At 53.3% G+C, this 24,168-nt stretch carries 22 protein-coding genes; 11 read left to right on the top strand and 11 right to left on the bottom strand.

Going from position 1 to position 24,168, the window contains the following annotated elements; translation table 11 throughout:
- The first annotated feature begins 75 nt into the window (after positions 1-75).
- Positions 76-603, top strand: coding sequence for an acyl-CoA thioesterase (locus JFC11_RS14950; RefSeq protein ID WP_038478207.1), 528 nt, complete (start codon positions 76-78; stop codon positions 601-603).
- 32 nt (positions 604-635) lie between these two features.
- Positions 636-1,640 carry an ion transporter gene (locus JFC11_RS14945; protein ID WP_198349865.1) on the top strand — a complete coding sequence of 335 codons (1,005 nt, stop codon included), beginning with the start codon at positions 636-638 and terminating at the stop codon, positions 1,638-1,640.
- Between the two features lie 35 nt (positions 1,641-1,675).
- Here the strand turns inward: JFC11_RS14945 and JFC11_RS14940 are convergent, their stop codons facing one another.
- On the bottom strand, positions 1,676-3,070 hold the full coding sequence (locus JFC11_RS14940) for an aminotransferase-like domain-containing protein (RefSeq protein WP_198349864.1): 1,395 nt from the start codon (positions 3,068-3,070) through the stop codon (positions 1,676-1,678).
- Positions 3,071-3,165: 95 nt separating this feature from the next.
- On the opposite strand from JFC11_RS14940, the gene JFC11_RS14935 reads away from it, so the two are divergent.
- Positions 3,166-3,771: a LysE family translocator gene (locus JFC11_RS14935; RefSeq protein WP_038478214.1), complete on the top strand. Its 606-nt coding sequence runs from the start codon at positions 3,166-3,168 to the stop codon at positions 3,769-3,771.
- On the opposite strand, the gene JFC11_RS14930 is transcribed toward JFC11_RS14935, so the two are convergent.
- Both JFC11_RS14930 and JFC11_RS14925 read right to left on the bottom strand, forming a co-directional pair.
- Entirely contained in the window at positions 3,768-4,136 is a 369-nt protein-coding gene (locus JFC11_RS14930) for an I78 family peptidase inhibitor (protein ID WP_095604490.1), read from the bottom strand. The two genes, JFC11_RS14935 and JFC11_RS14930, sit on opposite strands and share 4 nt — an antisense overlap.
- A gap of 107 nt (positions 4,137-4,243) precedes the next feature.
- On the bottom strand, positions 4,244-4,375 hold the full coding sequence (locus JFC11_RS14925) for an entericidin A/B family lipoprotein (protein WP_038478218.1): 132 nt from the start codon (positions 4,373-4,375) through the stop codon (positions 4,244-4,246).
- 202 nt (positions 4,376-4,577) lie between these two features.
- Between JFC11_RS14925 and JFC11_RS14920 the strand changes: the two genes are divergently transcribed.
- Positions 4,578-4,997, top strand: coding sequence for an HIT domain-containing protein (locus JFC11_RS14920; RefSeq protein WP_120386346.1), 420 nt, complete (start codon positions 4,578-4,580; stop codon positions 4,995-4,997).
- A 1-nt stretch (position 4,998) separates the two neighbouring features.
- Here JFC11_RS14920 and JFC11_RS14915 read toward each other — a convergent pair whose 3' ends face one another.
- The 4 genes from JFC11_RS14915 to JFC11_RS14900 are packed head-to-tail and all read right to left on the bottom strand — an operon-like array spanning position 4,999 to position 7,686.
- Positions 4,999-5,985 (bottom strand): nickel/cobalt transporter, encoded by a 987-nt coding sequence (locus tag JFC11_RS14915; protein WP_038478222.1) that lies wholly within the window; start codon positions 5,983-5,985, stop codon positions 4,999-5,001.
- Between the two features lie 59 nt (positions 5,986-6,044).
- Entirely contained in the window at positions 6,045-6,680 is a 636-nt protein-coding gene (locus JFC11_RS14910; protein ID WP_038486261.1) for a DUF1007 family protein, read from the bottom strand.
- A 56-nt stretch (positions 6,681-6,736) separates the two neighbouring features.
- A complete protein-coding gene (locus tag JFC11_RS14905) occupies positions 6,737-7,111 on the bottom strand; it encodes a hypothetical protein (protein ID WP_038478224.1) in 375 nt (124 codons plus the stop codon).
- Positions 7,108-7,686, bottom strand: a complete 579-nt coding sequence (locus tag JFC11_RS14900) for a hypothetical protein (protein ID WP_038478226.1) — start codon at positions 7,684-7,686, stop codon at positions 7,108-7,110. Before JFC11_RS14900 ends, JFC11_RS14905 begins: the two co-directional genes overlap by 4 nt.
- Positions 7,687-7,820: 134 nt before the next feature.
- On the opposite strand from JFC11_RS14900, the gene JFC11_RS14895 reads away from it, so the two are divergent.
- Both JFC11_RS14895 and JFC11_RS14890 read left to right on the top strand, forming a co-directional pair.
- Complete coding sequence (locus JFC11_RS14895; RefSeq protein ID WP_120386342.1) at positions 7,821-8,951, top strand: glycerate kinase; 1,131 nt, start codon at positions 7,821-7,823, stop codon at positions 8,949-8,951.
- Between the two features lie 282 nt (positions 8,952-9,233).
- A complete protein-coding gene (locus JFC11_RS14890) occupies positions 9,234-9,710 on the top strand; it encodes a Dps family protein (RefSeq protein WP_009724882.1) in 477 nt (158 codons plus the stop codon).
- Positions 9,711-9,805: 95 nt separating this feature from the next.
- Here JFC11_RS14890 and JFC11_RS14885 read toward each other — a convergent pair whose 3' ends face one another.
- Both JFC11_RS14885 and JFC11_RS14880 read right to left on the bottom strand, forming a co-directional pair.
- Positions 9,806-11,269 carry an aminoacyl-histidine dipeptidase gene (locus JFC11_RS14885; RefSeq protein ID WP_198349863.1) on the bottom strand — a complete coding sequence of 488 codons (1,464 nt, stop codon included), beginning with the start codon at positions 11,267-11,269 and terminating at the stop codon, positions 9,806-9,808.
- Positions 11,270-11,301: 32 nt separating this feature from the next.
- Positions 11,302-13,503 carry a tRNA(Met) cytidine acetyltransferase TmcA domain-containing protein gene (locus tag JFC11_RS14880; RefSeq protein WP_120386340.1) on the bottom strand — a complete coding sequence of 734 codons (2,202 nt, stop codon included), beginning with the start codon at positions 13,501-13,503 and terminating at the stop codon, positions 11,302-11,304.
- 332 nt (positions 13,504-13,835) lie between these two features.
- On the opposite strand from JFC11_RS14880, the gene dctP reads away from it, so the two are divergent.
- From dctP to JFC11_RS14860, 4 genes are all read left to right on the top strand, one after another.
- Positions 13,836-14,939, top strand: a complete 1,104-nt coding sequence (dctP, locus tag JFC11_RS14875) for a TRAP transporter substrate-binding protein DctP (RefSeq protein WP_038478238.1) — start codon at positions 13,836-13,838, stop codon at positions 14,937-14,939.
- Positions 14,940-15,000: 61 nt separating this feature from the next.
- Positions 15,001-15,504: a TRAP transporter small permease subunit gene (locus JFC11_RS14870; protein ID WP_038478240.1), complete on the top strand. Its 504-nt coding sequence runs from the start codon at positions 15,001-15,003 to the stop codon at positions 15,502-15,504.
- Positions 15,501-16,832: a TRAP transporter large permease gene (locus JFC11_RS14865; RefSeq protein ID WP_038478243.1), complete on the top strand. Its 1,332-nt coding sequence runs from the start codon at positions 15,501-15,503 to the stop codon at positions 16,830-16,832. The genes JFC11_RS14870 and JFC11_RS14865 overlap by 4 nt, the downstream gene beginning before the upstream one ends.
- Before the next feature lie 166 nt (positions 16,833-16,998).
- Positions 16,999-18,699, top strand: coding sequence for an ABC transporter permease (locus tag JFC11_RS14860; RefSeq protein ID WP_120386339.1), 1,701 nt, complete (start codon positions 16,999-17,001; stop codon positions 18,697-18,699).
- A gap of 30 nt (positions 18,700-18,729) precedes the next feature.
- Here JFC11_RS14860 and JFC11_RS14855 read toward each other — a convergent pair whose 3' ends face one another.
- Complete coding sequence (locus JFC11_RS14855) at positions 18,730-19,827, bottom strand: ABC transporter ATP-binding protein (protein ID WP_038478249.1); 1,098 nt, start codon at positions 19,825-19,827, stop codon at positions 18,730-18,732.
- Positions 19,828-20,051: 224 nt separating this feature from the next.
- On the opposite strand from JFC11_RS14855, the gene JFC11_RS14850 reads away from it, so the two are divergent.
- A complete protein-coding gene (locus tag JFC11_RS14850; RefSeq protein ID WP_198349862.1) occupies positions 20,052-21,077 on the top strand; it encodes a Fe(3+) ABC transporter substrate-binding protein in 1,026 nt (341 codons plus the stop codon).
- 167 nt (positions 21,078-21,244) lie between these two features.
- Here the strand turns inward: JFC11_RS14850 and polA are convergent, their stop codons facing one another.
- Positions 21,245-24,019: a DNA polymerase I gene (gene polA, locus JFC11_RS14845; protein WP_198349861.1), complete on the bottom strand. Its 2,775-nt coding sequence runs from the start codon at positions 24,017-24,019 to the stop codon at positions 21,245-21,247.
- Between the last annotated feature and the right edge of the window lie 149 nt (positions 24,020-24,168).

The following is a 24,168-nucleotide window of genomic DNA, read 5'->3' as shown; positions in this document are numbered from 1 at the left end:
ATACCTTTAAAGGCTCCTTTCACTATCATGCCCGCCCACTCATGGGCGGGCATTTTCAACTTATAAGGTTCTACCATGTCTGCAACATCGAACTCAGAAAATAGCGCCCTACCCGGCCAGCATGAACTCTCTATGACGGTTCTTATGACTCCCGATATGGCGAACTTCAGCGGGAAAGTACATGGTGGTGCTATTCTTAAAAAGCTCGATGAAGTGGCCTACGCTTGTGCCAGCCGCTACTCTGGTCATTATGTCGTCACGCTTTCCGTCGATCAGGTGCTGTTTAAACAGCCGATCCACGTCGGCGAGCTGGTAACCTTTCTTGCCAGCGTCAATCATGTGGGGCGCTCTTCTATGGAGATCGGGGTTAAGGTAGTGGCCGAAGATATACGTGAGAAGCTGATTCGTCACACCAATAGCTGTTATCTCACCATGGTGGCAGTAGATTCAGACGGCAAGCCGGCGTTAGTGCCACCGCTAGCGTTGGAAACGTCGCTACAGAAACTGAGATTCGAAAAAGCCGCGCTACGCAAAAAACTGCGTAAGCAGGCAGAGCAGGAAGAGTTGCTAACTCATAAAAACCACCATCAGCAGCACTCTTAACGCTAACCCACACCCCAGAGCAAGGAGCCCTCATGCCCGCCAGGGAGCGCTACCCACACCTACCTAAAACCGTTGAGTATGCGCATATCGGCTGGGATTTTTTTATTCTCGCCGCGGTTATCATCAACCTTAGCCTGTTACTGCTTGACTCGTTATTTCTGATTGGGCCGATTAACGACACCATTGCCAGCCTCACACCCGGCTTTCACGCTTTTTACGACACAGTGATCCACAGCCGTTTTATTACCATCGACTTATTTTTCGTGGGTATTTTTATAGCGGATGTGCTGCTGGGCTGGACGGTAGCAATTGCCGAGCGGCGCTATCACCGCTGGTTTTTCTACCCGTTTGTTAACTGGTACGACGTATTGGGCTGCATTCCCCTCAGCGGATTCCGCTTATTGCGCGTGCTGCGCGTGGTATCGCTATTAAACCGACTGCATCGGCTGCGCTTGATTGATGTGACCAGCTGGGACAGCTACCGCTTTTTTGCCAAGTATTACGACATCCTGCTAGAAGAGCTTTCCGACCGCATTGCACTGCGCTTACTAGGTAATGTACAAGAGCAAATTGTCGCTAGCGATTCACTAACAGAGCGGGTTATTGATCGCGTTATCCTACCTCGCAAGGCTCAGCTAATTCATGAAATTGCTCAGCGGTTAGAAACAACGGTGGGACAAGCCTATCAACAAAACCGCATCGCTATCATGGCGGCGATTGATGACTTAGTTAACCGAACACTGCGGGAAAGCCCAGAAATTCAAAAACTACACCGCCTTCCCATGGGGCACACGGCTTCAAACGCTATGCAGGCGTCACTTAGCGGAGTTGCCCAGCGGCTAGTGGATGAACTCGCTCAGGGCATTCACTCAACAGAGTTTCGTCAACTGGTTGAGCGTACAGCTGAAACGGGCTTCAACAGCTGGCTAACCGTGGATGAAACAAGCGCGCATGTCACCGAACAAGTGCTTTACGACATTCTCGAAATGCTCAAAGAGCAGGTACGCCATCAAGGATGGAAGGACCGTTATGAGTAGCTTTGTTACCAATAGCAAGGCTATTAATAGCCCTGCTATACGGTAACGGTCGCTAACGGCGGCTGAGCCAGGCACTGCTTAATTACGTTCAGTGCCTGGGTTAATGTCTGCCTGTCAGCAGCAGCGCCAATACAAATCCTAATGGCCTGGGGCGCTGGCGTACTTCCCACGCAAAAAGGCTCCGCACTTGAAACTTTAACGCCTTCCAGCTGCAAGCGTTCACACAGTTCGATGGCACGACTCCCTTCCGGCAGCGTAAGCCAAACATTGCTGCCGTTGTGACTTCGACCCAGCGTGTAATCGGAAAGCACCTCTGTCACTAGTTGCTGTCGCGCGGCCAGCTCCTCGGTTTGCCATGCAAGCAGCGAAGCTGCCTCGGGCTGAGCGATCCAATAACAGGCAATATCAATCATCAGCGGCGGCACCATCCAACTCTGCGCTCTTAACCCAGCAGCTAGGCGTTCAAGCAGCTTATCAGGCGTCCGCAAGACTCCGATACGCAGCCCACCCGCTAATACCTTTGCGGTACTGAAGACAAACAGCGTTCGCTCTGGTGCTAACTGATACAGCGGTGTGCCGCGCTGCTCAGCAGGCAAATACTGCACACCATCTTCCAGTAGCCAACTGTCATAGCGTCTGGCGAGCGCCACCAATTGCTCTCGCCGCGCCTCGCTGAGACAAGCCCCAGTAGGGTTATTCTGATCGGGTGTCACATAGATTAACCTGGGTGGCTGGCGGGCGCACTGGGCCTCCAGCGCCTCCATACACATCCCCGATTCGTCAAAGGCAATGCCGACCATTTTTAGGTGTGCTTGCTGGGCAGCGCTAATTGCACCTGGATAGGTCAAGGCATCGGTCGCCATCAGTTCACCAGGGCGCAGCAACGTACTCAGCACCAGACTAATGCCATGCTGCCCTCCCTGAGTAATCAGTAGCTCATCCGCATCCAGCGACATACCTAGCTGCGCTAGCCACCCTGCCAACCTCTCGCGGTGACCTTCGGCTCCCCTCGCATCAAGATAGGAAACTCCTCGTGTCACTGCAGAAGGTGATTCGCTCATAGCCTTTAATGCAGCACTGAACGCCTGCAAACGAAGCGGATGAGGCGGTGGCAAACTTAAGCTTAAATCAATGACATCGCTGTCATCACTCGGCTGCCACGCCATATCAAAAACGGTTCTTGGTTCAGATTGTTTGACGAAGGTTCCACTGCCTACTCGAGCGGTTACCCAGCCGTGGTGCTCTGCCTCAGCATACCCCCGAGTAACGGTGCCTACGGTTACCCCCAACGCATCCGCTAAGCGCCGCTGAGGTGGTAAACGTTCGCCTGGGGCAAGTTCGCCGGCCGAGATGGCTGCGCCAATGGACTGCGCAATCGCGCGATAGCGTGGCCCAGAAAAACACTCAAGTGATGGCACCCAAATTGTCATGGTGACAATAAAACCTTTGACGTAAATTTACCCGCCATTATGCTTACAAAAGCGATCAAAAAACAATTTAAACCACAAAATTGTATGGATACAAAATGAACAACGAATGGCTACTGCTTGGCCCGGCTGCGCTTTATATGATGTCGATGACGCTTACCCCTGGGCCAAACAATATTATGCTGACCGCCTCTGGGGCGAATTTTGGTTTTCGCAGAACCATGCCTCATATATGGGGCATTTTAGGCGGCTGTTTCCTGCTGTTTTCCGGTATCGCGCTGGGGCTAGGCGTATTGTTTGAACGCTTTCCTATGGTGCAAACGACACTCCGCTGGGTGGGTAGCGCCTATTTGTTGTATTTAGCTTGGAAGATAGCCACTGCGCCACCTCCGAATCTCAACGGAACTCAACACGGGGTGCCGTTAACCTTTTTCCAAGCCGCGATGTTTCAATTCGCCAACCCCAAAGCGTGGGTAATGGGGCTGGCGTTGATGGCAGGGTTTCTTCCCGAAAATGGCCAACCCGTGGTCAACGCACTAGTGTTAGCAGGTTTCGCGGAATTGGTCGCGCTGCCGTGCATTGCCCTGTGGGCAGCGTTTGGCAGCGCGATTGGGCAGTGGATCAAAAGTGATAAAGCATGGCGGTTATTTAATATCACCATGGGGCTGTTAACGGCCGCCTGTGTCGTACTGATCTTACGCTAGCCGCAGCGCAGCGCTTCAATCATGTCATTACTTTCAAGAAGAATATTTAAGCGATCTTCTCGGTAGTCCATGGTGGCGGCGCTGTTAGGCCTAAGCACGCGGACCTGCTTGGCACCGCTCTCACTTTGTAGCGTGGGCACATTGGCTTCATCAAAAGGAGAGCCGATAGCATACTGGACCGCGTCAGCATCGCATGTGGTGTTCGTCACGCTAGAAGTCTGACCTACAGTAGGTGGCGCTGGAGCGGAGACATTATCGGGTGAGCCTGCACATGCCACCAATAAGACCGAGACTGGCAATACTGACGCGAGTAATGCAGCTAAGCGGCTCACTTTCTTCTTCGCACAGCGTGTTGGGTGATTCATTATGGCGCTTCCTTGTGTTGGCAAATAACTACCCTGAATGCAAAACGGGCTAGACAACTATGCCTAACCCGCTCATTCACGCCAAGAAGCAGTGGAAATAAAGCGTATTAACTCGCCGCATCCTGAACCGCCTGGCCACCCTCTTGAACGTCTTGTCCTGCACCTGCAATGGTATTGCAGCCCGCTAGAGCGCCCGCCGTCATCAACAGAATAAAGCTAATACCTAATAGTTTTTTCATCTGTGTTCTCCTTAACAAATCATTCAACATCGGGAAGCTCCGACGGCAGCCTTGCCGTATGGGAGTGCTTTCAGAGTAACAGATTTTAATAATTTCGCCTGTTTTGACCTCCCCTTCCCAAGCCCTTGGCAAGTCCTTGGGTAAGGAGCAAGGTGTATCCGCAGCTGCTATGATAATTTTCATTATCTAAAGGAGCACTTACTTGAAAACGTTTGAACTTGACCCACGGCTAGAAGCGGATACCTTACCACTCGCCGACCTTCCCCTGTGTCGTGCGCTGCTAATGAACGATGCACGCTACCCTTGGGTAGTTCTGGTACCAAGGCGTGGCTCGGTCAGCGAAGTGTTTGAACTAAGCCAGGATGAACAAGCCCAGCTGTGGCGTGAAACGATCGCGTTAGGAACGGCAATGAAGGAGCTATTTCACGGTGATAAGCTCAATATTGCCACCTTAGGTAATGTGGTCAGCCAGCTGCATATTCATTTGGTGGTGCGCTATACAGATGATGCCAGTTGGCCAGCGCCGGTATGGGGAAATGGTAGCCCAGAGCCTTATGAGCTACCCCTTCAGGGCAATCGCCGCGAACAGCTGCTGGCCCAAATTGAAGGATTAAAGCTTTAGCTTAATTCCCCAGCAAAGAGCCCTGTCTGGATGGTGGCTCACTAAGTAATGGACCACTGGCAGGCTGGGCGGCGCCAGCCATAGAAAGTGATACGCCTAGTGCAACAATGAGAGCACCGCCGGCAAGCGCCGCCCAACCAGCCGCTTTCTCGACCACCTGTCGGCTGCTCTGTTGCTGCAACCGCTTAGCCGCCCAGCCCCGAGCCACAATGCTTGCCAGCGCCAGCACAGAAACGGTAATACCGGTACCAAGCGACATGGCAAGCACCGAAGCGACACCGACGTAAAACTGCCCAAGCAGGCTAGCAGCCCCCAGCATAAGCACTGCCCCAGTGCACGGACGCATTCCAATCGCACCAACGGTCATCAGCGCTGTGCGCCAGTCGAGCGCTTGTTGAGGCTCGATATGATGAGCCCCACCGCAGCAGTGGGAATGATCATGGCTGTGACTGTGACCAGCAGCATCACCAGCGTGGACTGAGTAAGCTTGACGCAATTGTTTTATCGCCCGCCAGCATAACCAACCACCTAACAGTGCCACTAATATAAAGCTGGCTTGCTCTACCCAAACCACACTGCCCATCGCCTGACGGGTCACCCAGCCTAGCCCATGTACGAGCACTGCCACCATGGCAATCGCCGTCCCCCCCTGCAGCAGAGCTGCCGCAAAAGAGAGCCCCAAAGCGCGACGGGTGGCACCACCGTGAGACGCTAAGTACGTCGCTAATACCGCTTTGCCATGCCCAGGCCCCGCAGCATGAAAAACGCCATAAGCAAAACTTACCCCTAGCAGCGTTAGCCAAGTGTTGGTAGAAGGCGTACGAGAGAGTTCGGTAATAGCAAGCGTCAGGGTGCGATGTAAATCTCGCTGCCAAGCCAGCAATTGAAGGCTTACCCCCTGCAAATTAGCCTGTACGATGAAGACCAACAGCAGCGCCCCCGACACGGTAAGCGCTCCCCATAACAGTTGTTGCCGCGTTAAAGGCATTGCCCCTCCGCCGGAAAGTTATAAAGTAACACTTTATACACGACCTTCCAGGTTTTCCGCTAGTCGCATTCAATCCGCCCCGTTTCTGCAAAATGGCGGCCCAATCCTGACTCTCCCGTTTCATCCACATCTAACAGCGCTGCTTGCATAACGAGCTCGGGATCAGGGTCAGCAGGTAGCACGCTTAAACGGCAGTCGGGCTCACCATAGAGAATCAGCGCCTGCTCAGAGGGTGCCCCGTCCTCTTCTTCGTGCACCACTTCGATATAGTAGGTTGGGTCAAAGACCTGATACTCCAGCATTCGCCCGGCCAATGGCTGAGGCGTTGCTAACGGCAGAATAAACATAAAGGTTAAGCGACCATCACGCTCCAACGCCGTGTATTCAGACACCTCACCCAGCACTTGCGGCTCGCCATTCACACGAACCTCCGTAAAGTAGTGCTGCTGCGACAGGTTATTACGGATGTCGCTGCCTAGCTGGTCAAGTCCCTCTTGCAAGTTGCTGCCTTGAACCTGCTGTAACTCTTCGAACACCACCAAACTGTAAAAGGGATCCATTCGCCATGTTTGATGAAGCCCTGTTGCGATCCCCTCATCGTTTGTTATCACCCTCACGCTGAGATCAATCCAACCATGGGGGTGGGCCAACACAAGGCTACTGTTTAGCGTGCTACAAACGCCTATTACCAGCACTACCCAGCAACTGCGGAGTTTATTCAGTGAGCTACCTAGCGGGAGGAATACGCCTGTCACGGCAACTCTCCTAATTTATGTTGCAGCTCAACCAGCCAGGGATCTAATACATACGGTGGCAGCGGCTGATTCCCACGTAACGCCGACAGGCTGACACGGCTGCCACCAGGTACCTCACTTACCTGCAGTTGCAAGCGATACTCTGGCCAGCGGGCTAACGTTGCATCTGCGCGCCCTAGCGCTAAATCAGCGTGCCGAACGACATAGCCTTGCTCCATCATTAACTCAATGGCTTCGCGGAACGCTTGCTCTGGGGAAGCGCTGTAACGTAGTTCTCGCGGCTCTAGTGGCTGCGTAGAGGCACAGCCTGCCAGCATAATAATCATGAGTACTGCGGTGGCCGTTAAAAAGTGCTTACGTAGTGATTTCATAACGCCCTCGGGGTAGCTACCGTTTGCTCAAACGCAGTTTGAAAACGTTGACAAAAATCATCATTGCTAGCGCTGTAAGATTCACGCAGATCCCCTAAGTGGTCAAAGCGCCGAATATCTCGGGAAAGCCGAATATGCCCATCGCGTGCCAGTAGCGATACTCGCTCTACTTCGACAGGTTGATGGTGGAAACCGCCTCCAAATCCACTACCAATCCCCAGACCAATGCTGGAACCACCACGCCCCAAACCAAAACCACCAAAGACCCGCATGCTTCGCCCATACCCAAAGTCGTTATCATAAGGGTCGTAGTAGCCAATCAAATCTCGCTGTCGACTAGCGGTCACCAAGCCTAAATCGGTGTCGGTAGCTTCAAGCTCAAACCCCCATGCTTCCAATACGTCAATACTTTGCGTCACCACCTCCAATGGCGGTGCGGTTTGGCCAGACGGCCCAGTGGGAAAGTAGCAGGCTGCAGAAGGCGCTGGCTCCGCTTGAGGAAGACGCTCTGGCACTGCTTGGCAGCCTGTCAGTATCAACAAGCACGTCATGCTAATCGGTAGTATTGCCTTCATGAGTGATCCTCTCGCCTCAGATGCGGCTGGTGTGTCATCGAACGCCGCGCTAAGCTCGCCAGCAGCCATTCATTAAGATAAATGATAAAAAATCACGATAAACAATTATGACAACACGTTAGGGAGGTTGTGCGATGAATGTTCTGCTTTGCCCCGATAGTTTTAAAGATGCACTTAGCGCTGAACAAGCAGCAAGCGCCATGGCCGATGGTATTCAACGGGCTGCGCCAACCGCCACGATCCACCTTTGCCCGCTTGCTGATGGCGGCGAAGGCAGCTTGGATGCGCTTATAGCTGCCACCCATGCCGAGCGACGTCAACTAACGGTACAAGATGCCTTGGGGCGGCCGCGTCAAGCATCCTGGGGTTGGCTTAGCGAGCAGCGTACCGCGTTTATCGAACTAGCAGAAGCCAGTGGGCTGCAGCATCTATCCCCTCATCAACGTAATGCCCTGCATACCACCACTTACGGGGTCGGAGAGTTATTTCATGCGGCGCTTGATGCTGGCGCCACGAAGGCGCTGCTTTTTTTAGGTGGCAGTGCCACCAACGATGCAGGCGCAGGCATGCTCCAAGCACTGGGAGCCAAGTTATTAGATAAGCACGGCGACTCGCTTCCCCCCGGTGGCGCAGCACTCCAGCAGCTTGCAACGTTAGACCTTTCCACGCTTGACCCTCGTTTAAACAGCTTAGAAGTTGAAGCCGCCGTGGATGTAGATAACCCGCTGCTAGGATCACGTGGGGCGAGCGCTGTCTTTGGCCCGCAAAAAGGCGCATCACCTGACGATGTCGCCACGCTTGATCGCGCGATTGGCCATTTTGCCGAACTAAGCGCCCAGGTACTGGGTCGCGATGAAAAAGAATTAGCCGGCGCGGGGGCTGCGGGTGGTATGGGATTTGCCGCTCGCTGCTTTCTGAACGCCACCCTCACGCCCGGCATTGAGATAATGATGCAGCAAACTAAGCTACCCAGCCTGCTTCCTAACATTGACCTAGTGATTACCGGAGAAGGTCGCTTAGATGGTCAAAGCCTTTCGGGTAAAACGCCTATTGGCGTTGCCCGTACCGCTAAACGCCACGGCAAGCCGGTCATCGTACTGGCCGGTAGCCTGGGTGAAGGGTGGCAAGCCTGCCGAGGAGAAGGCGTTACCGCTGCGTTTGCCCTTGCCGACGGCCCGATGACACTTGAAGATGCTTTACCACGCACCGCTGAGCTACTCGCTGACCGCTGTGAGAGCATTGCAAGGCTTTGGCTCGCTCGATAAATGGGTCAGCCAGCCAACGCGTAAAAACACGCCCCCTTGAAAAACACGCTAGGCGCCTACATCTCTTTTATTAGGCACACATTCGACGACATATCAGACCTGTACTATGTTGCGTAAGCGATGAGTCAGCCGCCGCCAGCTCACCGCCAAGGTAATGTTATGACGCTATTGCCGCGATGCAAAAAACTTGTTTTGCAACGCTCGCTAAGCGTCTTAAGCTAAATCAAACGATTTGATGACCGTACTGTTTTCAGAGCGGTTACAACCATGGAGGAGCACTACATGAGTGATACAAATAGCATTGGCTTACACGAAGGCAGCGCAAGCCAACTCGCTGAGAAACTTAATCACCTGCTGGCCAATTATCAGATTTTCTATATGAACGTTCGTGGCTACCACTGGAACGTACGAGGTAGCGACTTCTTTGAGCTACACGCGAAATTTGAAGAGTTTTATACCGACTTGCTTACCAAAGTAGATGAAGTGGCAGAACGTATTTTGACGTTAGGCCACAAGCCTATTCATGCGTATAGCGACTATGTAAAAATTTCGCGTATTGAAGAAGATAAAGACGTTCATGATGGTCAAACCTGCGTGAAAGGCGTACTCACCGGTTATCAAACACTGATTGAATTACAGCGGGAATTGCTGGCAATTGCGTCGGACGCTGACGATGAAGGCACCGCTGCACAAGCCGGTGACTATATTCGCGAGCAGGAAAAAACCGTATGGATGCTCAACGCTTACTTGAGCAAATAACACGATGTTTACCTCGCTGATGGCTAACGTAGACAGGGGGTAGGCACTAACCAAAACGGCACCCTATACGGGTGCCGTTTTTTATGGCGATTTGTCTAGCGAGAGTTCGCCAAGGTTTCAATGAAATCGCGTAGCATCTCCCAGAACTCCGCCACCGAGGCAATTTCCACTCGTTCGGCTGGCGAATGCGCACCGCGAATCAGCGGGCCAAACGAAATCATGTCTAGCTGTGGGTATTTACTTCCCAGGATGCCGCATTCAAGGCCGGCATGAATCACCTTGACCTCGGGTTCACGGCCCATTAATGCAGCATGCCGAGCATTAAAGGTAGCAAGCAAGGGGCTTTGTGGATTAGGCACCCAGCCTGGATAGCCATTTTCCACTTTTACCCTAGCGCCCATCAGGCCAAACAGCGCCTGAAAACGTCCCGCCATCGCGTCAGTGGCACTGTCATGCAGTGAACGCACCAGTGCACAAAGGTGGAAACGTCCGTTTTCCACGCTTAATACACCTAAATTGTTCGAGGTTTCCACTACCCCCGGCACATCAGCACTCATGCGTTCGACTCCACAGGGGGCCGCGTGCAGCGCAGCCAGCAGCATCGCACTGGCGTCCCGCGTTAGTGGTTCAGCGTCAGCCCGCTCCACACGCTCAGCAGTAAGCGCCATATTGCTATCGCCACTGCCCAATTCAGCTTTTAGCGTATCAGCAAGCGTTTCCACCATCGCCAACGCGGCGTCAAGCTCATCAGTAGGCAGGGCAATTTGCGCAAACGCCTCGCGGGGGATGGCATTACGTAGTGTGCCGCCATGGTAATTAATCAGCCGCGCACCAAAGGCTTCCAATGCCCACAGCACGCGGACTAGCAAGCGGTTCGCGTTGCCCAGGGGTTTATCAATATCCATCCCCGAGTGGCCGCCTTTTAGCCCCGTCAGCGCCAGCGAAACCACCTGCTCATTGTCTTGCAGCGCCGTGCTGGGGAGCTGCGCATTCACTACTACGTCAGCGCCTCCCGCACAGCCGATATAAACTTGGCCGCGATCTTCACTGTCTAAATTGAGCAGCAATGACCCTTCCAGCCAATTTTCAGCAAGATTGAGCGCGCCCCCCATAGAGGTCTCTTCCTCTAGCGTAAACAGTGCTTCTAACGGGCCATGCGTAAGCGCAGGGTCTTCCAATACGGCCAGAATAGCGGCGACACCAAGGCCATTATCAGCACCTAGTGTGGTGCCATCAGCAAATAGCCAGCCGTCTTTTTCATACGTCTGAATAGGGTCGCGGGTAAAATCGTGGTCATGGCCTGCGTTAGCTTGCGCCACCATATCTAGATGGCCCTGCAGCACGATGCCTGGCGCGCTTTCACAGCCGGGCGTGGCTGGCTTGCAAATGCGCAAGTTGCCAAACTCATCACGGTCGTGGGGTAGCCCCTGGGAATCTGCCCAGGCCTCCAGCGTCGCCACCAGCGCGGCCTCATGACCAGAGGGACGCGGCGTATTACATAGTGTGCGAAAGTGCTGCCACACTAAACGTGGCTCGAGGGCTTCTAGATGTACGTTCATGGAAACTCTTCATTATCGATAACCAGTTTACTTTACCCCTCCGGGCTACTGGGGAAAAGCGTGCGCTGTTCAATAATTTGTTGAGTCGCGCGACGAATCAGCCGCACTGACTCACCGTGTGCCTTTGCTAACGGCTGGTTTTGGAAGGCCCAGGTAATCAACTGCTGGTGGGCTATTTGCGCCTCTTGCCCTAACGGCCAATGGCTAGCCTCTCTGGCCAGCGCCTGAAGCGACGTCCTTGCCAAGGCAGGGTCGCGGTGCGCATACGCCACATCGTCCACCGCCTGAATCTCAGCGTTGCTAAGCGGCAAACGAGGCAAGGACGGCAACAGTAACGCGACGATCGGCGCGGGCAGTGTCGCTAGCTCAAAGGCCAATAGCGTTATCAATGAGGCCGCAAAGGTATCACGCAGCGTCGTCAGCACTGCGTGCCCTTCGCTGGTCAGCGCGCGCGCCACCATAATCGCGTACTCGCCGGTAGCCGTTTCTCGAGAGATGCCTAAACGAACAGGCGCAAACCCGAGCGCCAGCCAAAAACGCAGCAACGATGCTTCGGCACCAAAGGTAGCCCCGTAAAGCGCGATACCCTGCTGACGAGCGTTAGCTATATCCTCTTCTAACAACCGGCGCCCTAACCCTTCACGCCGCCGCTCTGGATGAGCAGCAATGCGAGCTACTCGCCGCCAGCGAGAGGTTAACGCCTCACGACTGCCACTGTGAGCCGCCAACGACTGGGCCAGTAGATGGCCTTGAGGGCGTCGCTCACCACGAGCCACTTGCTCAGCAAGTGCGGCATTAAAGCCACCCTCTTCACGGGTCACCAAAACGGCCTGCGGCTCTTTTGATGCGATGATTGTGCGAATGGCGGTACCAGGACCATCTAATAGTTGGCGCAAGTCACTAGGCGTGGTGCGATAGTGGGACTGCACCAGCAAGCCAAACAATTTCGCTAACAACTCACGCTGCTTGGCTAACTGCGTCTGAGTCAACACCATAGAGGCAGCCTGACAATGAGTACTGGCGTGTGCCTCAGGCAACTGAGCCTCAGGTAGCGGAGCATTGAGCAGCAGCAACGCTTGGATAGTCGCTTCTAAAGGATCTCCCACTGACCAGCGAACAGGGGTATCTAACGGTAACTCTCGCCATTGAGGAGCTGTTCGATTGAGCACCTCGCGAAAACGTAGTGCAAAACCGCGCCCTGACCCTTCATAGCCATGCACAGTAGTTGCAAACGCGATACGTGGAAATGCAGCAAGCCAGTGAGCTAACATTGCCGCAGGAATGGCCGCTGCCTCGTCGACGAGTAAATAGCTGCCGCTACCGCCGAGTCTTGCCTGATCAACCTGTTCGTTAAGCGCATCAGGCGCAAGGAAACACAGCGAGCTACCGCTCGGCAGTTCAAACCGCGCTGAGCTGAGGCGTTGACCTTCCGGACATAGCGCTACTACGCGCGCAAACAAGCTTTCCACTGAACTGAGTCGAGGTGCAGTCACCACCAGTTGCGTCACGCTTTTTTGTAGCAGGCGAGCGCAAGCAATCCCCAATGCAGCGCTTTTACCCCGCCCACGATCCGCGGTAATAACCAATGGCCGGCGACGCTTTAGTTTTACTAGCGCATTCACTGCACGAGCCTGATCAGCCGTCAAACAGTCTGCGTCGTCAAACGGAGCCGCACGCGAGTCTCGAATAGACAGCCTGGGCAGCATGAGGCTACCGTCTACCTCCCAGCGAACAATAGTGCTCTCACCCGTCAGCTGAAACGCTAACCGTTTAAGGTAATGAGCGCTCAGCGAATCCCAACGCCACGGATAATCGGCAAAGCGGGCATAATCAGGATCAGGCTGTTCACCCCAGTTGCTGGGCGTAATAATCACCAATAACCCACCAGCACTCACGGTACCCGCTAATGCGCCTAGCGCATCTGGATCTAATCCTTGGCTACCACTAGCGTCTAGGACGATTAGCTGATGCTCCGCACCTAGCCGTGTGCGAGCTTTACTGGCTGGTAAACATGGCGCCACTGGCGTTTCATGCTCAGCGCCCACCCACAGCGGTGCCTGCCACATTTGCTCTTCCCACAACAGTTGCGCCTGCTGGCGGGCCTTATCAGGCGACCCATATAGCCATACCAGCGCCCGCCAACGACGGCGCTGCAAGCGGGTGGCATGATGAACCAAGGCTGATGCTTGCTTAATGACAGCGTTGGGTTTGTCAACGCGACAGCCTGCTCGCATAGCAACTCCTGAGATTGTCTTTTATTTACAACTTTGGTTGTAGATCAGCGTAATTTTCAACGCTCTTAGAGCTAACCATAAGGTTAAGAAAGTTACTAAAAAATATACAAATAATTGTTTTTAATGATCTAAATTTTTCAAAGAAACATCTTATACGACGTTAAATTCCTTGAGTTACTGATATTGCGCTGCAGCGGGGGGAGTGTGCTAGCTTAGCGATGCAGCCTTGCGGCGTTTACCTTACGTAAACGTAAGCCATACTCGCTGTACTTTCCTGCTTTCAGGTAATAAACACTAATAACGCCAACCGCCAAAGTACCAGGAAACATACAATGAAAAAGATGACTAAATTCGCACTAACCAGCCTCGCCGCTGGTGTCGCTTTCGCCGCGCTTACCTCCACGGCTCAAGCGCAAGAGCAGTGGACAATGACCACTACCTGGCCCGAAAACCTTGACCTGATTAAGATTGATCAGCACTGGGCAGAGCTTGTAAACCAACTTGCAGGTGACGAAGTACAAATTAACTTCCGTGCAGGCGGCACGCTAATGCCTGGCACTGAAGTGTTCGACGCTACAGAAACCGGCGCTATCCAAGCTTCTGGCGATTGGCCAGGCTACTGGGCAGGCTTGAACCCAGCGTTCTCTCCTCTGGCCACCACTACCAGCCTGTTTAACGGCGTGGATTACTTGAACTGGATTCAACAGTGGGGCGGCTTTGAGCTCTATCAAGAAATTTATGGCCAGTACAACATGGTGTATTTGCCCTACGGCATTACCAACAACGAATCTGGTTTCATGGGCCGCACCCCGATTGAGAGCATCGCAGATCTTGAAGGCAAGCGTTTGCGCCTATCGGGACGCGACCAGGGCCGAGTACTCGAAGAGTTAGGCGGTTCACAGGTCACTCTGGCCGGTGGTGAAGTGTATCAAGCGATTGAACGCGGCGTAATTGATGCAGGTGAGTTCTCGACTCCAGGCGTTGATTTTAACGCTGGTTTTGCTGAAGTTGCTGAATACTGGGCAACACCTGGCTGGCACCAGTCGGCAAGCGTTTTCGGCGTTATGATTAACAAAGACGCTTGGGATGCCCTGTCTGAAGAAACCCAGGCTAAGCTTAAAACAGCTGCTGAAGCCACCATGGCTTGGTCACTTTCCTGGTCGGAGCGTGAATCTACCGAAGCAACCCAGAAGTTTATTGATGCGGGCGTCACCATTAACCAGTTCTCAGAGGAAGACTTGGCGCGCATCCAGGAAATTACCAACGATGTCATTGTACGTGGCGCTTGTGAAAATTCCGACCACGCCAAGGTCTATCACTCCATGATTACTTATCTACAAGAGTACGCTGCATGGCGTGATGTTACTGCGCCATTCAACATGAGCCGCACGATGGATAACCTACCCTCATTGGAAGAGATCGAAGCCTGCCTATAAGGCGTTTAAGTGCCGCCCCTGCGCTGCTGGGGCGGTTATTGCTTAGCTGCGGAGACCTTCCATGAACGCGATTGCCAAGGCGATCGATGCAATTAACGAGCTGCTGGGCCGCATCATTGCACCGTTAATTGCCATCATTACTCTAATAGTGCTTTACGACATTGTGTCGCGCTTCTTCTTTGGCCGCCCTAGCGACTGGGCGTTTGATGTCACCAAAATGCTGTTCGGCGCCCACTTTATGCTGATGGCCGCCTATGGATTGCGCCACCATGCCCACGTGGAAGTCGACGTTATTAAACGCCTGCTATCACGCAAAAAGCAGGCCGTACTAGACCTGCTCGGCTACTTGATATTCTTTGTGCCCTTCATCTGGCTGTTATTGACCTACGGCTGGCGTTTTTTCGAGCGCTCGTTCAGTCGTGGCGAAACTACCTACGGAATGGTCTCAATCCCGGTGTATCCGGTGAAAGGCGTTATCGTAGTCGCTGCTGTGCTTATTTTGTTGCAGGCGATTGCTATCGTTCTGCGCGCCATTATGCAGCTGCGTGAGGAGACGTCCGCATGAGTGCAGAACTACTGACGCTGGTGATGTTTGGTGGTCTTTTAGTTGGCCTGTTTATGGGTCATCCGCTTGCTTTTGTATTGGGTGGCATGGCGGTCATCGGTGCTTATTTAGGGCCGGGCATTAATACCCTGGGTATCATCATTAACAACGTCTATGGCAACGCTATGGACAACTATGTACTAGTGGCGATACCACTGTTTATTCTAATGGCGCGCTTTCTTAATGACTCAGGCGTCACCGAAAAAATGTTTGATGCCATGCGCTTGCTGCTGGCGAACCTTCGCGGTGGATTAGCGCTTACCGTGGTGGTTGTATCTGTCTTACTTGCAGCTACCACTGGCATTGTCGGCGCGTCGATCGCCGTTATGGGCATGATTGCCTTAGTGCCAATGCTCAAGTATGGCTATAACAAAGAGCTGAGTGCTGGCGTCATCATGGCTAGCGGCTGTCTGGGCATTTTGATTCCCCCCAGCATTATGCTGATTTTGATGGCTAGCTACTCGCCTGTCTCAGTGGGCGCACTCTTTGCTGGCGCGTTAGTACCCGGCCTGATACTGGGGGTGATGTATGCCCTGTACGTGCTGGTAATCTGCTGGCTCAAACCTAGCTACGGACCTAAAGTACCTGCAGAAGAGCGCGCTGAAGTCAGCACAAAACAGCTACTGATCATGCTGGGCAAGTATGTTGTCCCGCCAATGTCGTTAATTCTCGGCGTACTGGGGGCACTGTTTACCGGTGTGGCGACGGCGACTGAGGCATCCGCCATTGGTGTTTTTATCGCTTTCCTACTGTTTTTAATCTTCGGCGACCGAAAGCTATCAACCTGTTACAACACGCTGATTGAAGCTGGCAAAACCACAACGATGGTGATGTTAGTGCTCGTCGGGGCCACGGCGTTCACTGGGGTATTCTCGATTGGTGGCGGGATGACCGTGATCAGTGATTTTGTACTGGCCATGCCGGGTGGCACCGTTGGTGCCCTGCTATTAATGCTGTTCCTGGTATTCATTCTCGGCATGTTCCTTGATTGGACTGGCATTGTGTTGCTTAGCTTCCCTATCATGCTGCCAATCATTTCGCAGATGGGCGTGGATGTACTGTGGTTCGTCGTCATGGTGGCGGTAGTGTTACAAACCTCCTTCTTAACGCCGCCCTTTGGTTATGCGCTGTTCTATTTGAAAGGGGTGGCTCCACCAGGGGTCGAAATCGTCGACTTATATAAAGCCGTCGTGCCATTTGTGGCCATCATCCTTTTCGCCTGCATACTAATGGCTATTTTCCCTAGTTTGATTACGGGACTACCTAGTGTGCTGGTGGGCTACCAGTGATACCAAGCTACTAATGCAAAACGCACAACTTCCCCCCGCCTTGCGGGGGGATTTTTTTGATAGCCACAATGTTGGCTGCAGTAGCCTAACGCAAGTGATACTATTTGCAGCCGCTATTTTTTCGCATTGACGAGCCAAGCTGCCCCTCATCCAAGGAGACAACGACGTGTCTACGCCAGCTCGCCGCTCACCATCGGCCCTGCTTTCAGGTTTTGCGTCACGCATTTCACTATCGCTCAACCCTTGGTCAATCGCGCTTTTTTTGATCGCCCTTGTTGTCGCACTGCCTATTATTGTGGTCCTAAGCCATATTTTTGTGCCGACAGAAGGCGTTTGGCAGCACCTTGCAAGCACCGTATTACCACGCTACCTCTCTAATACGTTCTGGCTGGTGCTATGGGTTGGCATTGGCACTCTGATTACAGGCGCCGGGACTGCGTGGCTGGTGGTGATGTGCCGTTTCCCAGGCAAGCGCATATTTGAATGGGCGCTGCTGTTACCCCTGGCGGTACCAACGTATGTCATTGCCTACGCCTATACAGACTTTTTCCAAGTAGCAGGACCGCTACAAAGCTTGTTGCGTGAATGGTTTGACTGGCGAGTGGGCGATTACTATTTCCCCAATGTGCGCTCACTAGGCGGCGCGGCAACCCTGATTACCTTTGTGCTTTACCCGTATGTGTATCTGTTAGCTAGAGCTTCTTTTCTTGAGCAGTCGGTATGTGTATTAGATGTAGGCCGCACTCTGGGGCGTGGCCCCTGGCGCTTGTTTGCCAGCGTGGCGTTGCCCCTCGCCCGCCCGGCATTAGTAGGCGGCGTTTCACTGGTACTGATGGAGACGCTTAACGAATTTGGCGCGGTGCAGTTTTTTGGAGTAGATACGTTTACCACGGGGATCTATCGCACATGGTTTGGCTTAGGTGAACCTGTAGCTGCCGCTCAGCTAGCCGCTTGCCTGCTGACCTTCGTCATTGTATTGGTTCTTCTAGAGCGCTATTCGCGGGGTAAACGGCGCTACTTCCATACAACCAACCGCTATCAGCAACTACCGGAATATCAGTTGCGTGGCTGGCATGCACTCGGGGCTACCCTGGCGTGTTTGCTGCCCATTATTATCGGCTTTTTATTGCCCAGCGGTATTTTGCTCAATATGGCCATTAAAACGGGCGATAGCTTGTTCGGCACACGGTTTATTGGCTTTGCTATGAATAGCCTGAGCCTCGCGACCGTTGCCGCATTGATTGCGGTAGGGTTAGCCGTACTCCTGAGCTACGGGGTTAGGCTCAACAATTCACCAAGCGCACGATTTTTCACACGTATCGCCGCAATGGGCTATGCCATTCCTGGCTCGGTGGTTGCCGTAGGCATCCTGATTCCGTTTGCTTGGCTGGATAACTCGCTGAACATGTGGCTTCACGAACACTACGGAAAAATCATTGGTCTAGTGTTTAGCGGCTCAGCATTTATTTTGATTTACGCTTATGTAGTACGCTTTTTGGCCGTCTCGTTTAACGCGGTAGAAGCGAGCCTTGGCAAAGTAACCCCCAGCATGGATGCCGCATCCCGCACCTTGGGCCAAACCGCTGGCGGCACGCTACGCCATATTCATACGCCGCTGATGCGTAGCAGTCTTCTAGCAGCCGGGATTCTGGTATTTGTCGATGTGATGAAAGAGTTACCTGCCACGATCATCTTGCGCCCCTTCAACTTTGACACGCTGGCAGTACGCGCTCACAGCCTCGCCTCAGATGAACGCTTAGCTGAAGCTTCAACAGCCTCTCTGACCATTGTGGTAGTGGGCATCTTACCGGTGATTTTACTCAGCTTGGCAATGCGCCGGGCGCGCCCTGGTAGCCAAGCTGAGTAGTAGACGCGAGCAAGCGCTGAACAACGAAAATTAACGCGGAAAGATAAATACCTGGGAGTGATCCAAGTCGATATCAATCGGCTGGCCCTCCTGGGGTAAAAACACGCCTGGCACACGGGCGTGAAGGTGGGCTTCCTGACCATCTTCTCCATGCGCACATAAGTGAATAAGGCTGGAACGCCCTAGCAGCTTAGCCATGACCACATGGCTGTGGCTATGCGATTCTACGGGCAAGTCACGCTCTTTGATACGCAGTGCTTCGGGGCGAATCATCACCTGAACGTTACTGCCTTCTGGCAACCAGCTGGCATCTACCGGCCCAACTGGCGTAGCGACAAAGCCCCCTTTAACAATGCCGCTTAACTCATTCACCTCGCCAAAAAACGTCACCACAAAGGGAGCCACTGGCGCGCAATAAAGCTCACGGGGGGTGCCAGTCTGCACGATTTCGCCATCCCGCATTAGCGCGATACGGTCTGCCATAAACATGGCTTCTTCAGGGTCGTGGGTCACTAGCAGGGTCGCTGAGCCGAGTTTTTTCAACACGTGCAGCGTATCGTCTCGGATGCGATCACGTAGCCGCGCATCCAGGCTAGAAAAGGGTTCATCCAGTAACATTAATTTAGGCGTGGGCGCCAGCGCTCGCGCCAGCGCAACGCGCTGCTGCTGCCCACCTGACAACATATGCGGATAGCTCTCGGCGTAGTCGGCCATGCCGAGTTGAGCCAGCAGTTCCAGCGCACGCTCTCGGCGCTGGCTAGAGGGCAAATTTTTCAGACCGAAGGTAACATTTTCCAGCACGCTAAGGTGTGGGAACAAGGCTGAGTCTTGGAAAGCAAGCCCAACATTGCGCTTTTCCGGTGGCACATGACGCTTACCGGGTGCCGCAATGGATAAACCATCAAGACTAACCGAGCCTTCCTGCACGACCTCTAAGCCCGCAGCAATCCGAAGCAGTGTGGTTTTGCCGCAACCAGAAGGGCCCAGTAAACACACAACCTCGCCTGGAGCGATATCAAGATCAATGCCTTTCACCACTTTATTAGCCGCAAACGTGTGCTGAATACCACGAAGCGACAGTGCTGATGCAGGCGCCGACACATCGGAAAGTGACACAGTTGCCGTCATTATTTCACCATTGTCTCGTCCACCCGCGACATGATAAACGCATGCCGCTGCGAACACGGTTGAAAGTTATTTGCATTCTATTTTCTATTGAGTAGAGATGCACGTTTCTTGCCAAACAGCAGATGCGTTTCATTAGCATTTAACTTGACGTCAACCAAGAGAAGCGTTTCAATACGTCACGTCGCTAATGCAACTTATTATCATAAACATTCAGGGTATTTGTTATGAAAAAAGCACGTCTTACGGCTACCGTAGCTGCCATCATGGGAGGTTCTGCTTTTGCAGGTAGCGCGCTCGCTAACGAGGTCAACATTTACTCCGCCCGCCATTACGACTCTGATGAGATTCTCTACAAAGCGTTCACTGAAGAGACCGGCATCGAAGTTAATGTACTGGAAGGCGACTCCGACCAGTTGATGGAGCGCATGCAGCGTGAAGGCATTGCTAGCCCTGCTGACGTAATGCTTACCGTTGATGCAGGCCGCCTATGGCGCGCCGAGCAAGACGGCCTTTTTCAAAGCGTAGACTCTGACGTGCTTAACGAGCGCCTGCCAGAATCAATGCGCCACCCTGACGGCCTGTGGTTTGGCTTTAGCCAGCGCGCACGGGTTATTTTCTACAACCGTGAGAACTTTGACCCCAGCCAAATCACCTCCTATGAAGACCTGGCCGATCCGCAGTTTGAAGGCCAAGTATGCATTCGCTCTTCCAACAACATTTACAACCAGTCGCTACTCGCCTCACTGATTGAGCATCACGGTGAAGAAGGCGCGGAAGAGTGGGCTCAAGGTGTTGTGAATAATATGGCGCGCGCCCCAGAAGGCGGTGATACCGATCAGATTCTTGGCGTTGCGAGTGGTGAGTGCGACTTAGCAGTTGCGAACCACTACTACTACGTTCGTTTACTGCATTCCGATGAAGATGCCGACCGCGAAGCCGCGCGCAAAGTGGGGATGATTTTCCCCAACCAGGATGATCGTGGCACCCACGTTAACGTTGGCGGCGCTGGCTTAGTGGCTAACGCGCAAAACCCAGAAAACGGCATTCGCTTCCTGGAGTTCTTAGCCTCTGACGAAGCTCAGGAAGTACTGGCTGACCGTAACTACGAGTTCCCCGTCGTGGAAGGCATCAAGAAAAACCCGGTGCTTGAATCTTGGGGTGATTTCGCCAAAGACGATATCAACATCAGCATCCTGGGTGAAAATAACCCAGAAGCGATTCGTATTTTCGATCGCGTAAGCTGGCGTTAAGCTCTGCGGCTCTTAGGACTCATGAGCCGCAAGCATAACTAAAAAAACACCTGCAGCTCAGCTGCAGGTGTTTTTTATTGGGCTGTCGGTCACGACCCCGTAACGTCATTTAAGCCTTACTTAGCCTAGAGGCCTTAGCCTAGCGGGCTTCATGCTAGTGGTTAATACTAGTGGGCTTCATCCCAGTTGGCGCCGCTTTCGGCTTCAACAATCAGCGGCACGCTAAGCGTGGCAGCGGCTTGCATACGCGCCTGAACTTGCTCAATAAACGCCTCAACTTGCCCTTCGGCCACCTCAAACACTAGCTCATCGTGCACCTGCATAACCATGAGGGCGTCAAACTCCCCTTCAGCAAGCCATGCATCGACATCAATCATCGCCTGCTTGATGATATCCGCTGCCGTGCCCTGCATAGGCGCGTTAATGGCGGTGCGCTCAGCGCCCTGGCGGCGGTTGCGGTTTTGCGAGTGGATCTCTGGTAGATACAAGCGCCGCCCTAGCACGGTTTCCACAAAGCCATCTTCTGCGGCCTGGGTGCGAATACGATCCATATAGCGAGCAACGCCAGGATAACGGTCAAAATAGCGGTCGATGTAGGTTTGCGCCTGATTGCGATCAATATGCAGCTGGCGTGATAAGCCCCAAGCGCTCATGCCGTAAATTAGGCCAAAGTTGATCGCTTTAGCGCTGCGCCGCTGGTCGGCAGAGACCTTTTCAAGCGCAGTACCAAACACTTCGGCAGCGGTCGCAGTGTGGATATCGCGCCCTTCCGCAAACGCCTCTAAAAGCCCTTTATCTTCTGAGAGGTGCGCCATAATACGCAGCTCAATTTGCGAGTAGTCTGCCGCCACAATGCGATAGCCTGGGCGTGCCACAAACGCTTGACGGATTTTACGCCCCTCTTCTGTGCGAATCGGGATGTTTTGCAGATTCGGGTCGGACGACGAGAGACGCCCTGTCGCCGTCACCGCTTGGTGATAGCTGGTATGCACTCGGCCAGTGGTTTTATTGAGCAGGCGCGGTAGCTTATCGGTATAGGTGGATTTTAGCTTCGCCAGCCCCCGGTGCTGCATAATCACCTTGGGCAAGGGGTAATCCAGCGCCAACTCCTCTAGCACCGCCTCTGCTGTCGAAGGTGCGCCTTTGGGAGTTTTCTTGATCACCGGAATTTTCTGCTCTTCGAACAGAATCTGCCCCAGCTGTTTGGGCGAACCGAGATTAAACTCACGACCGGCTAACTCGAATGCCTCGCTTTCAAGCTCACGAATACGGCGCTCTAGCTGCTGGCTTTGCTCGTGCAGACGTTCGGCATCCAGTGCGACACCATTGCGTTCAATCCGCGACAACACGTTAATCAGCGGCAGTTCAAGATGATCCAGCACGTCCGCTAAACGCCCTTCCCGCTCCACCTGAGGACGCAGTATTTCTTGCAGCCGTAGCGTGATATCTACATCTTCACAGGCATAAGGAACCGCTTGCTCTAGGGCAATCTGGTTAAACGTGAGCTGCTTGGCACCCTTTCCAGCGATCTCTTCGAAAGAGATGGTTTTTTCGCCCAAATACTTCAGTGCCAGCGAATCCATGTCGTGACGCGTGGCGGTGGAATTCAACACGTACGAGGCTAGCATAGTGTCGGCCAGCGGCCCCACTACGCGAATATCATAGTTTGCCAGCACGGAAATATCGTACTTAAGGTTCTGGCCAACTTTGGTTTTTTCAGGATCTTCCAGCAGCGGCTTTAATGCCTGCAGGACCTGTTGACGATCAAGCTGTGCGGGCGCATCCAGATAGTCATGGGCCAGTGGAATATAGGCCGCTTCACCAGCCTCCAGTGCCAGGCCAACGCCGACAATATCGGCGTCCATATAATTCAGGCTGGTCGTTTCTAAGTCGAAGCAAAAGCGCTCGGCTTTTTTCAGTCGCGCTAGCCACGCATCAAACTCAGCTTGCTCAACGATGACATGGTCGTTTCGCTGGCTGGAAGCCGCGGCGCTATCAGTCACGTCATTAGCAGCGTTATCAGGCGCAGGCTCGCCCCCTTTTACATCATCGACGCCCTCATCGGTACCTGCCAGTAGCTCAGCCAACCATTGCTTGAACTCCATTTCTTTATAGAGTTCTACCAGCGCCTCGCGGTCGGGATGCGCAATATCCAAGTCATCCAGCCCCACGGGCAGTTCGCAGTCGGTCTTAATGGTTGCTAACTGATAAGAGAGAAAGGCCTGGTCACGGTGCTCTTCCAGCTTCTTCGGTAACGTTTTCGCACCACGAAAGCTAAGTGTCTTGACGCGCTCAAGATCACCATAAATTGTCTCTAAACCACCTTCCATGCCTTGCAACAGACCTATGGCAGTCTTTTCGCCCACCCCCGGCACGCCGGGAATGTTATCAACCTTGTCACCCATCAAGGCCAGAAAATCAATGATCAGCGAGGGCGGCAGCCCAAATTTCTCTTTGACACCCGCTTCATCGAGGGTTTCTTCTTTCATGGTATTGACCAGTGTGATGTGGTCATTCACCAACTGCGCCATATCTTTATCGCCAGTTGAGATCACCGCATCACGGCCAGCCTGGGTGGCATGATGGGCCAGGGTACCAATCACATCGTCGGCTTCAACGCCCTCAATGCACAGCAGCGGTAAGCCTAGCGCTTTTACACAAGCGTGCAGCGGCTTAATTTGGCTGCGCAGGTCATCCGGCATGGGCGGCCGATGAGCTTTATAGTCGCTGTACATCTCATCGCGAAAGGTTTTTCCTGGTGCATCAAACACCACCGCCATTGGGCTTTCTGGGTAGTCTTTGATCAACCGCTTGAGCATATTTAATACGCCTTTCACGGCCCCCGTAGGCTGGCCGTTGGAGGTCGTTAACGGTGGCAGCGCGTGAAAAGCGCGATATAGGTACGATGAGCCATCGACAAGCACGATTGGGGCACGGGCCATAACCAATTCCATTGTTAGCAACACAGTAAGAAGTCTATTAGCTATGATACGCGTTCACGGCAATGGCTGCAGAAACAACCGTTACGAATAACGTATTTCAAACTCACACAACGCTGCCAACTGACCCTGCAAGCCGCTACAATAATGGG

Origin of the sequence: Vreelandella alkaliphila, from assembly GCF_016107625.1 — a bacterium.
Classification (GTDB): Bacteria; Pseudomonadota; Gammaproteobacteria; order Pseudomonadales; family Halomonadaceae; genus Vreelandella; species Vreelandella alkaliphila.
This window is presented reverse-complemented; position numbering and strand designations above follow the sequence as displayed.

Coding starts and splice junctions, on each gene's coding strand:
- dctP (WP_038478238.1), top strand. CDS start 13,836: ATGAAAAAGATGACTAAATTCGCACTAACCAGCCTCGCCGCTGGTGTC.
- JFC11_RS14900 (WP_038478226.1), bottom strand. CDS start 7,686: ATGAAGGCAATACTACCGATTAGCATGACGTGCTTGTTGATACTGACA.
- JFC11_RS14940 (WP_198349864.1), bottom strand. CDS start 3,070: ATGACAATTTGGGTGCCATCACTTGAGTGTTTTTCTGGGCCACGCTAT.
- JFC11_RS14925 (WP_038478218.1), bottom strand. CDS start 4,375: ATGAAAAAACTATTAGGTATTAGCTTTATTCTGTTGATGACGGCGGGC.
- JFC11_RS14935 (WP_038478214.1), top strand. CDS start 3,166: ATGAACAACGAATGGCTACTGCTTGGCCCGGCTGCGCTTTATATGATG.
- JFC11_RS14950 (WP_038478207.1), top strand. CDS start 76: ATGTCTGCAACATCGAACTCAGAAAATAGCGCCCTACCCGGCCAGCAT.
- JFC11_RS14865 (WP_038478243.1), top strand. CDS start 15,501: ATGAGTGCAGAACTACTGACGCTGGTGATGTTTGGTGGTCTTTTAGTT.
- JFC11_RS14850 (WP_198349862.1), top strand. CDS start 20,052: ATGAAAAAAGCACGTCTTACGGCTACCGTAGCTGCCATCATGGGAGGT.
- JFC11_RS14885 (WP_198349863.1), bottom strand. CDS start 11,269: ATGAACGTACATCTAGAAGCCCTCGAGCCACGTTTAGTGTGGCAGCAC.
- polA (WP_198349861.1), bottom strand. CDS start 24,019: ATGGCCCGTGCCCCAATCGTGCTTGTCGATGGCTCATCGTACCTATAT.
- JFC11_RS14870 (WP_038478240.1), top strand. CDS start 15,001: ATGAACGCGATTGCCAAGGCGATCGATGCAATTAACGAGCTGCTGGGC.
- JFC11_RS14895 (WP_120386342.1), top strand. CDS start 7,821: ATGAATGTTCTGCTTTGCCCCGATAGTTTTAAAGATGCACTTAGCGCT.
- JFC11_RS14855 (WP_038478249.1), bottom strand. CDS start 19,827: ATGACGGCAACTGTGTCACTTTCCGATGTGTCGGCGCCTGCATCAGCA.
- JFC11_RS14905 (WP_038478224.1), bottom strand. CDS start 7,111: ATGAAATCACTACGTAAGCACTTTTTAACGGCCACCGCAGTACTCATG.
- JFC11_RS14945 (WP_198349865.1), top strand. CDS start 636: ATGCCCGCCAGGGAGCGCTACCCACACCTACCTAAAACCGTTGAGTAT.
- JFC11_RS14915 (WP_038478222.1), bottom strand. CDS start 5,985: ATGCCTTTAACGCGGCAACAACTGTTATGGGGAGCGCTTACCGTGTCG.
- JFC11_RS14890 (WP_009724882.1), top strand. CDS start 9,234: ATGAGTGATACAAATAGCATTGGCTTACACGAAGGCAGCGCAAGCCAA.
- JFC11_RS14930 (WP_095604490.1), bottom strand. CDS start 4,136: ATGAATCACCCAACACGCTGTGCGAAGAAGAAAGTGAGCCGCTTAGCT.
- JFC11_RS14880 (WP_120386340.1), bottom strand. CDS start 13,503: ATGCGAGCAGGCTGTCGCGTTGACAAACCCAACGCTGTCATTAAGCAA.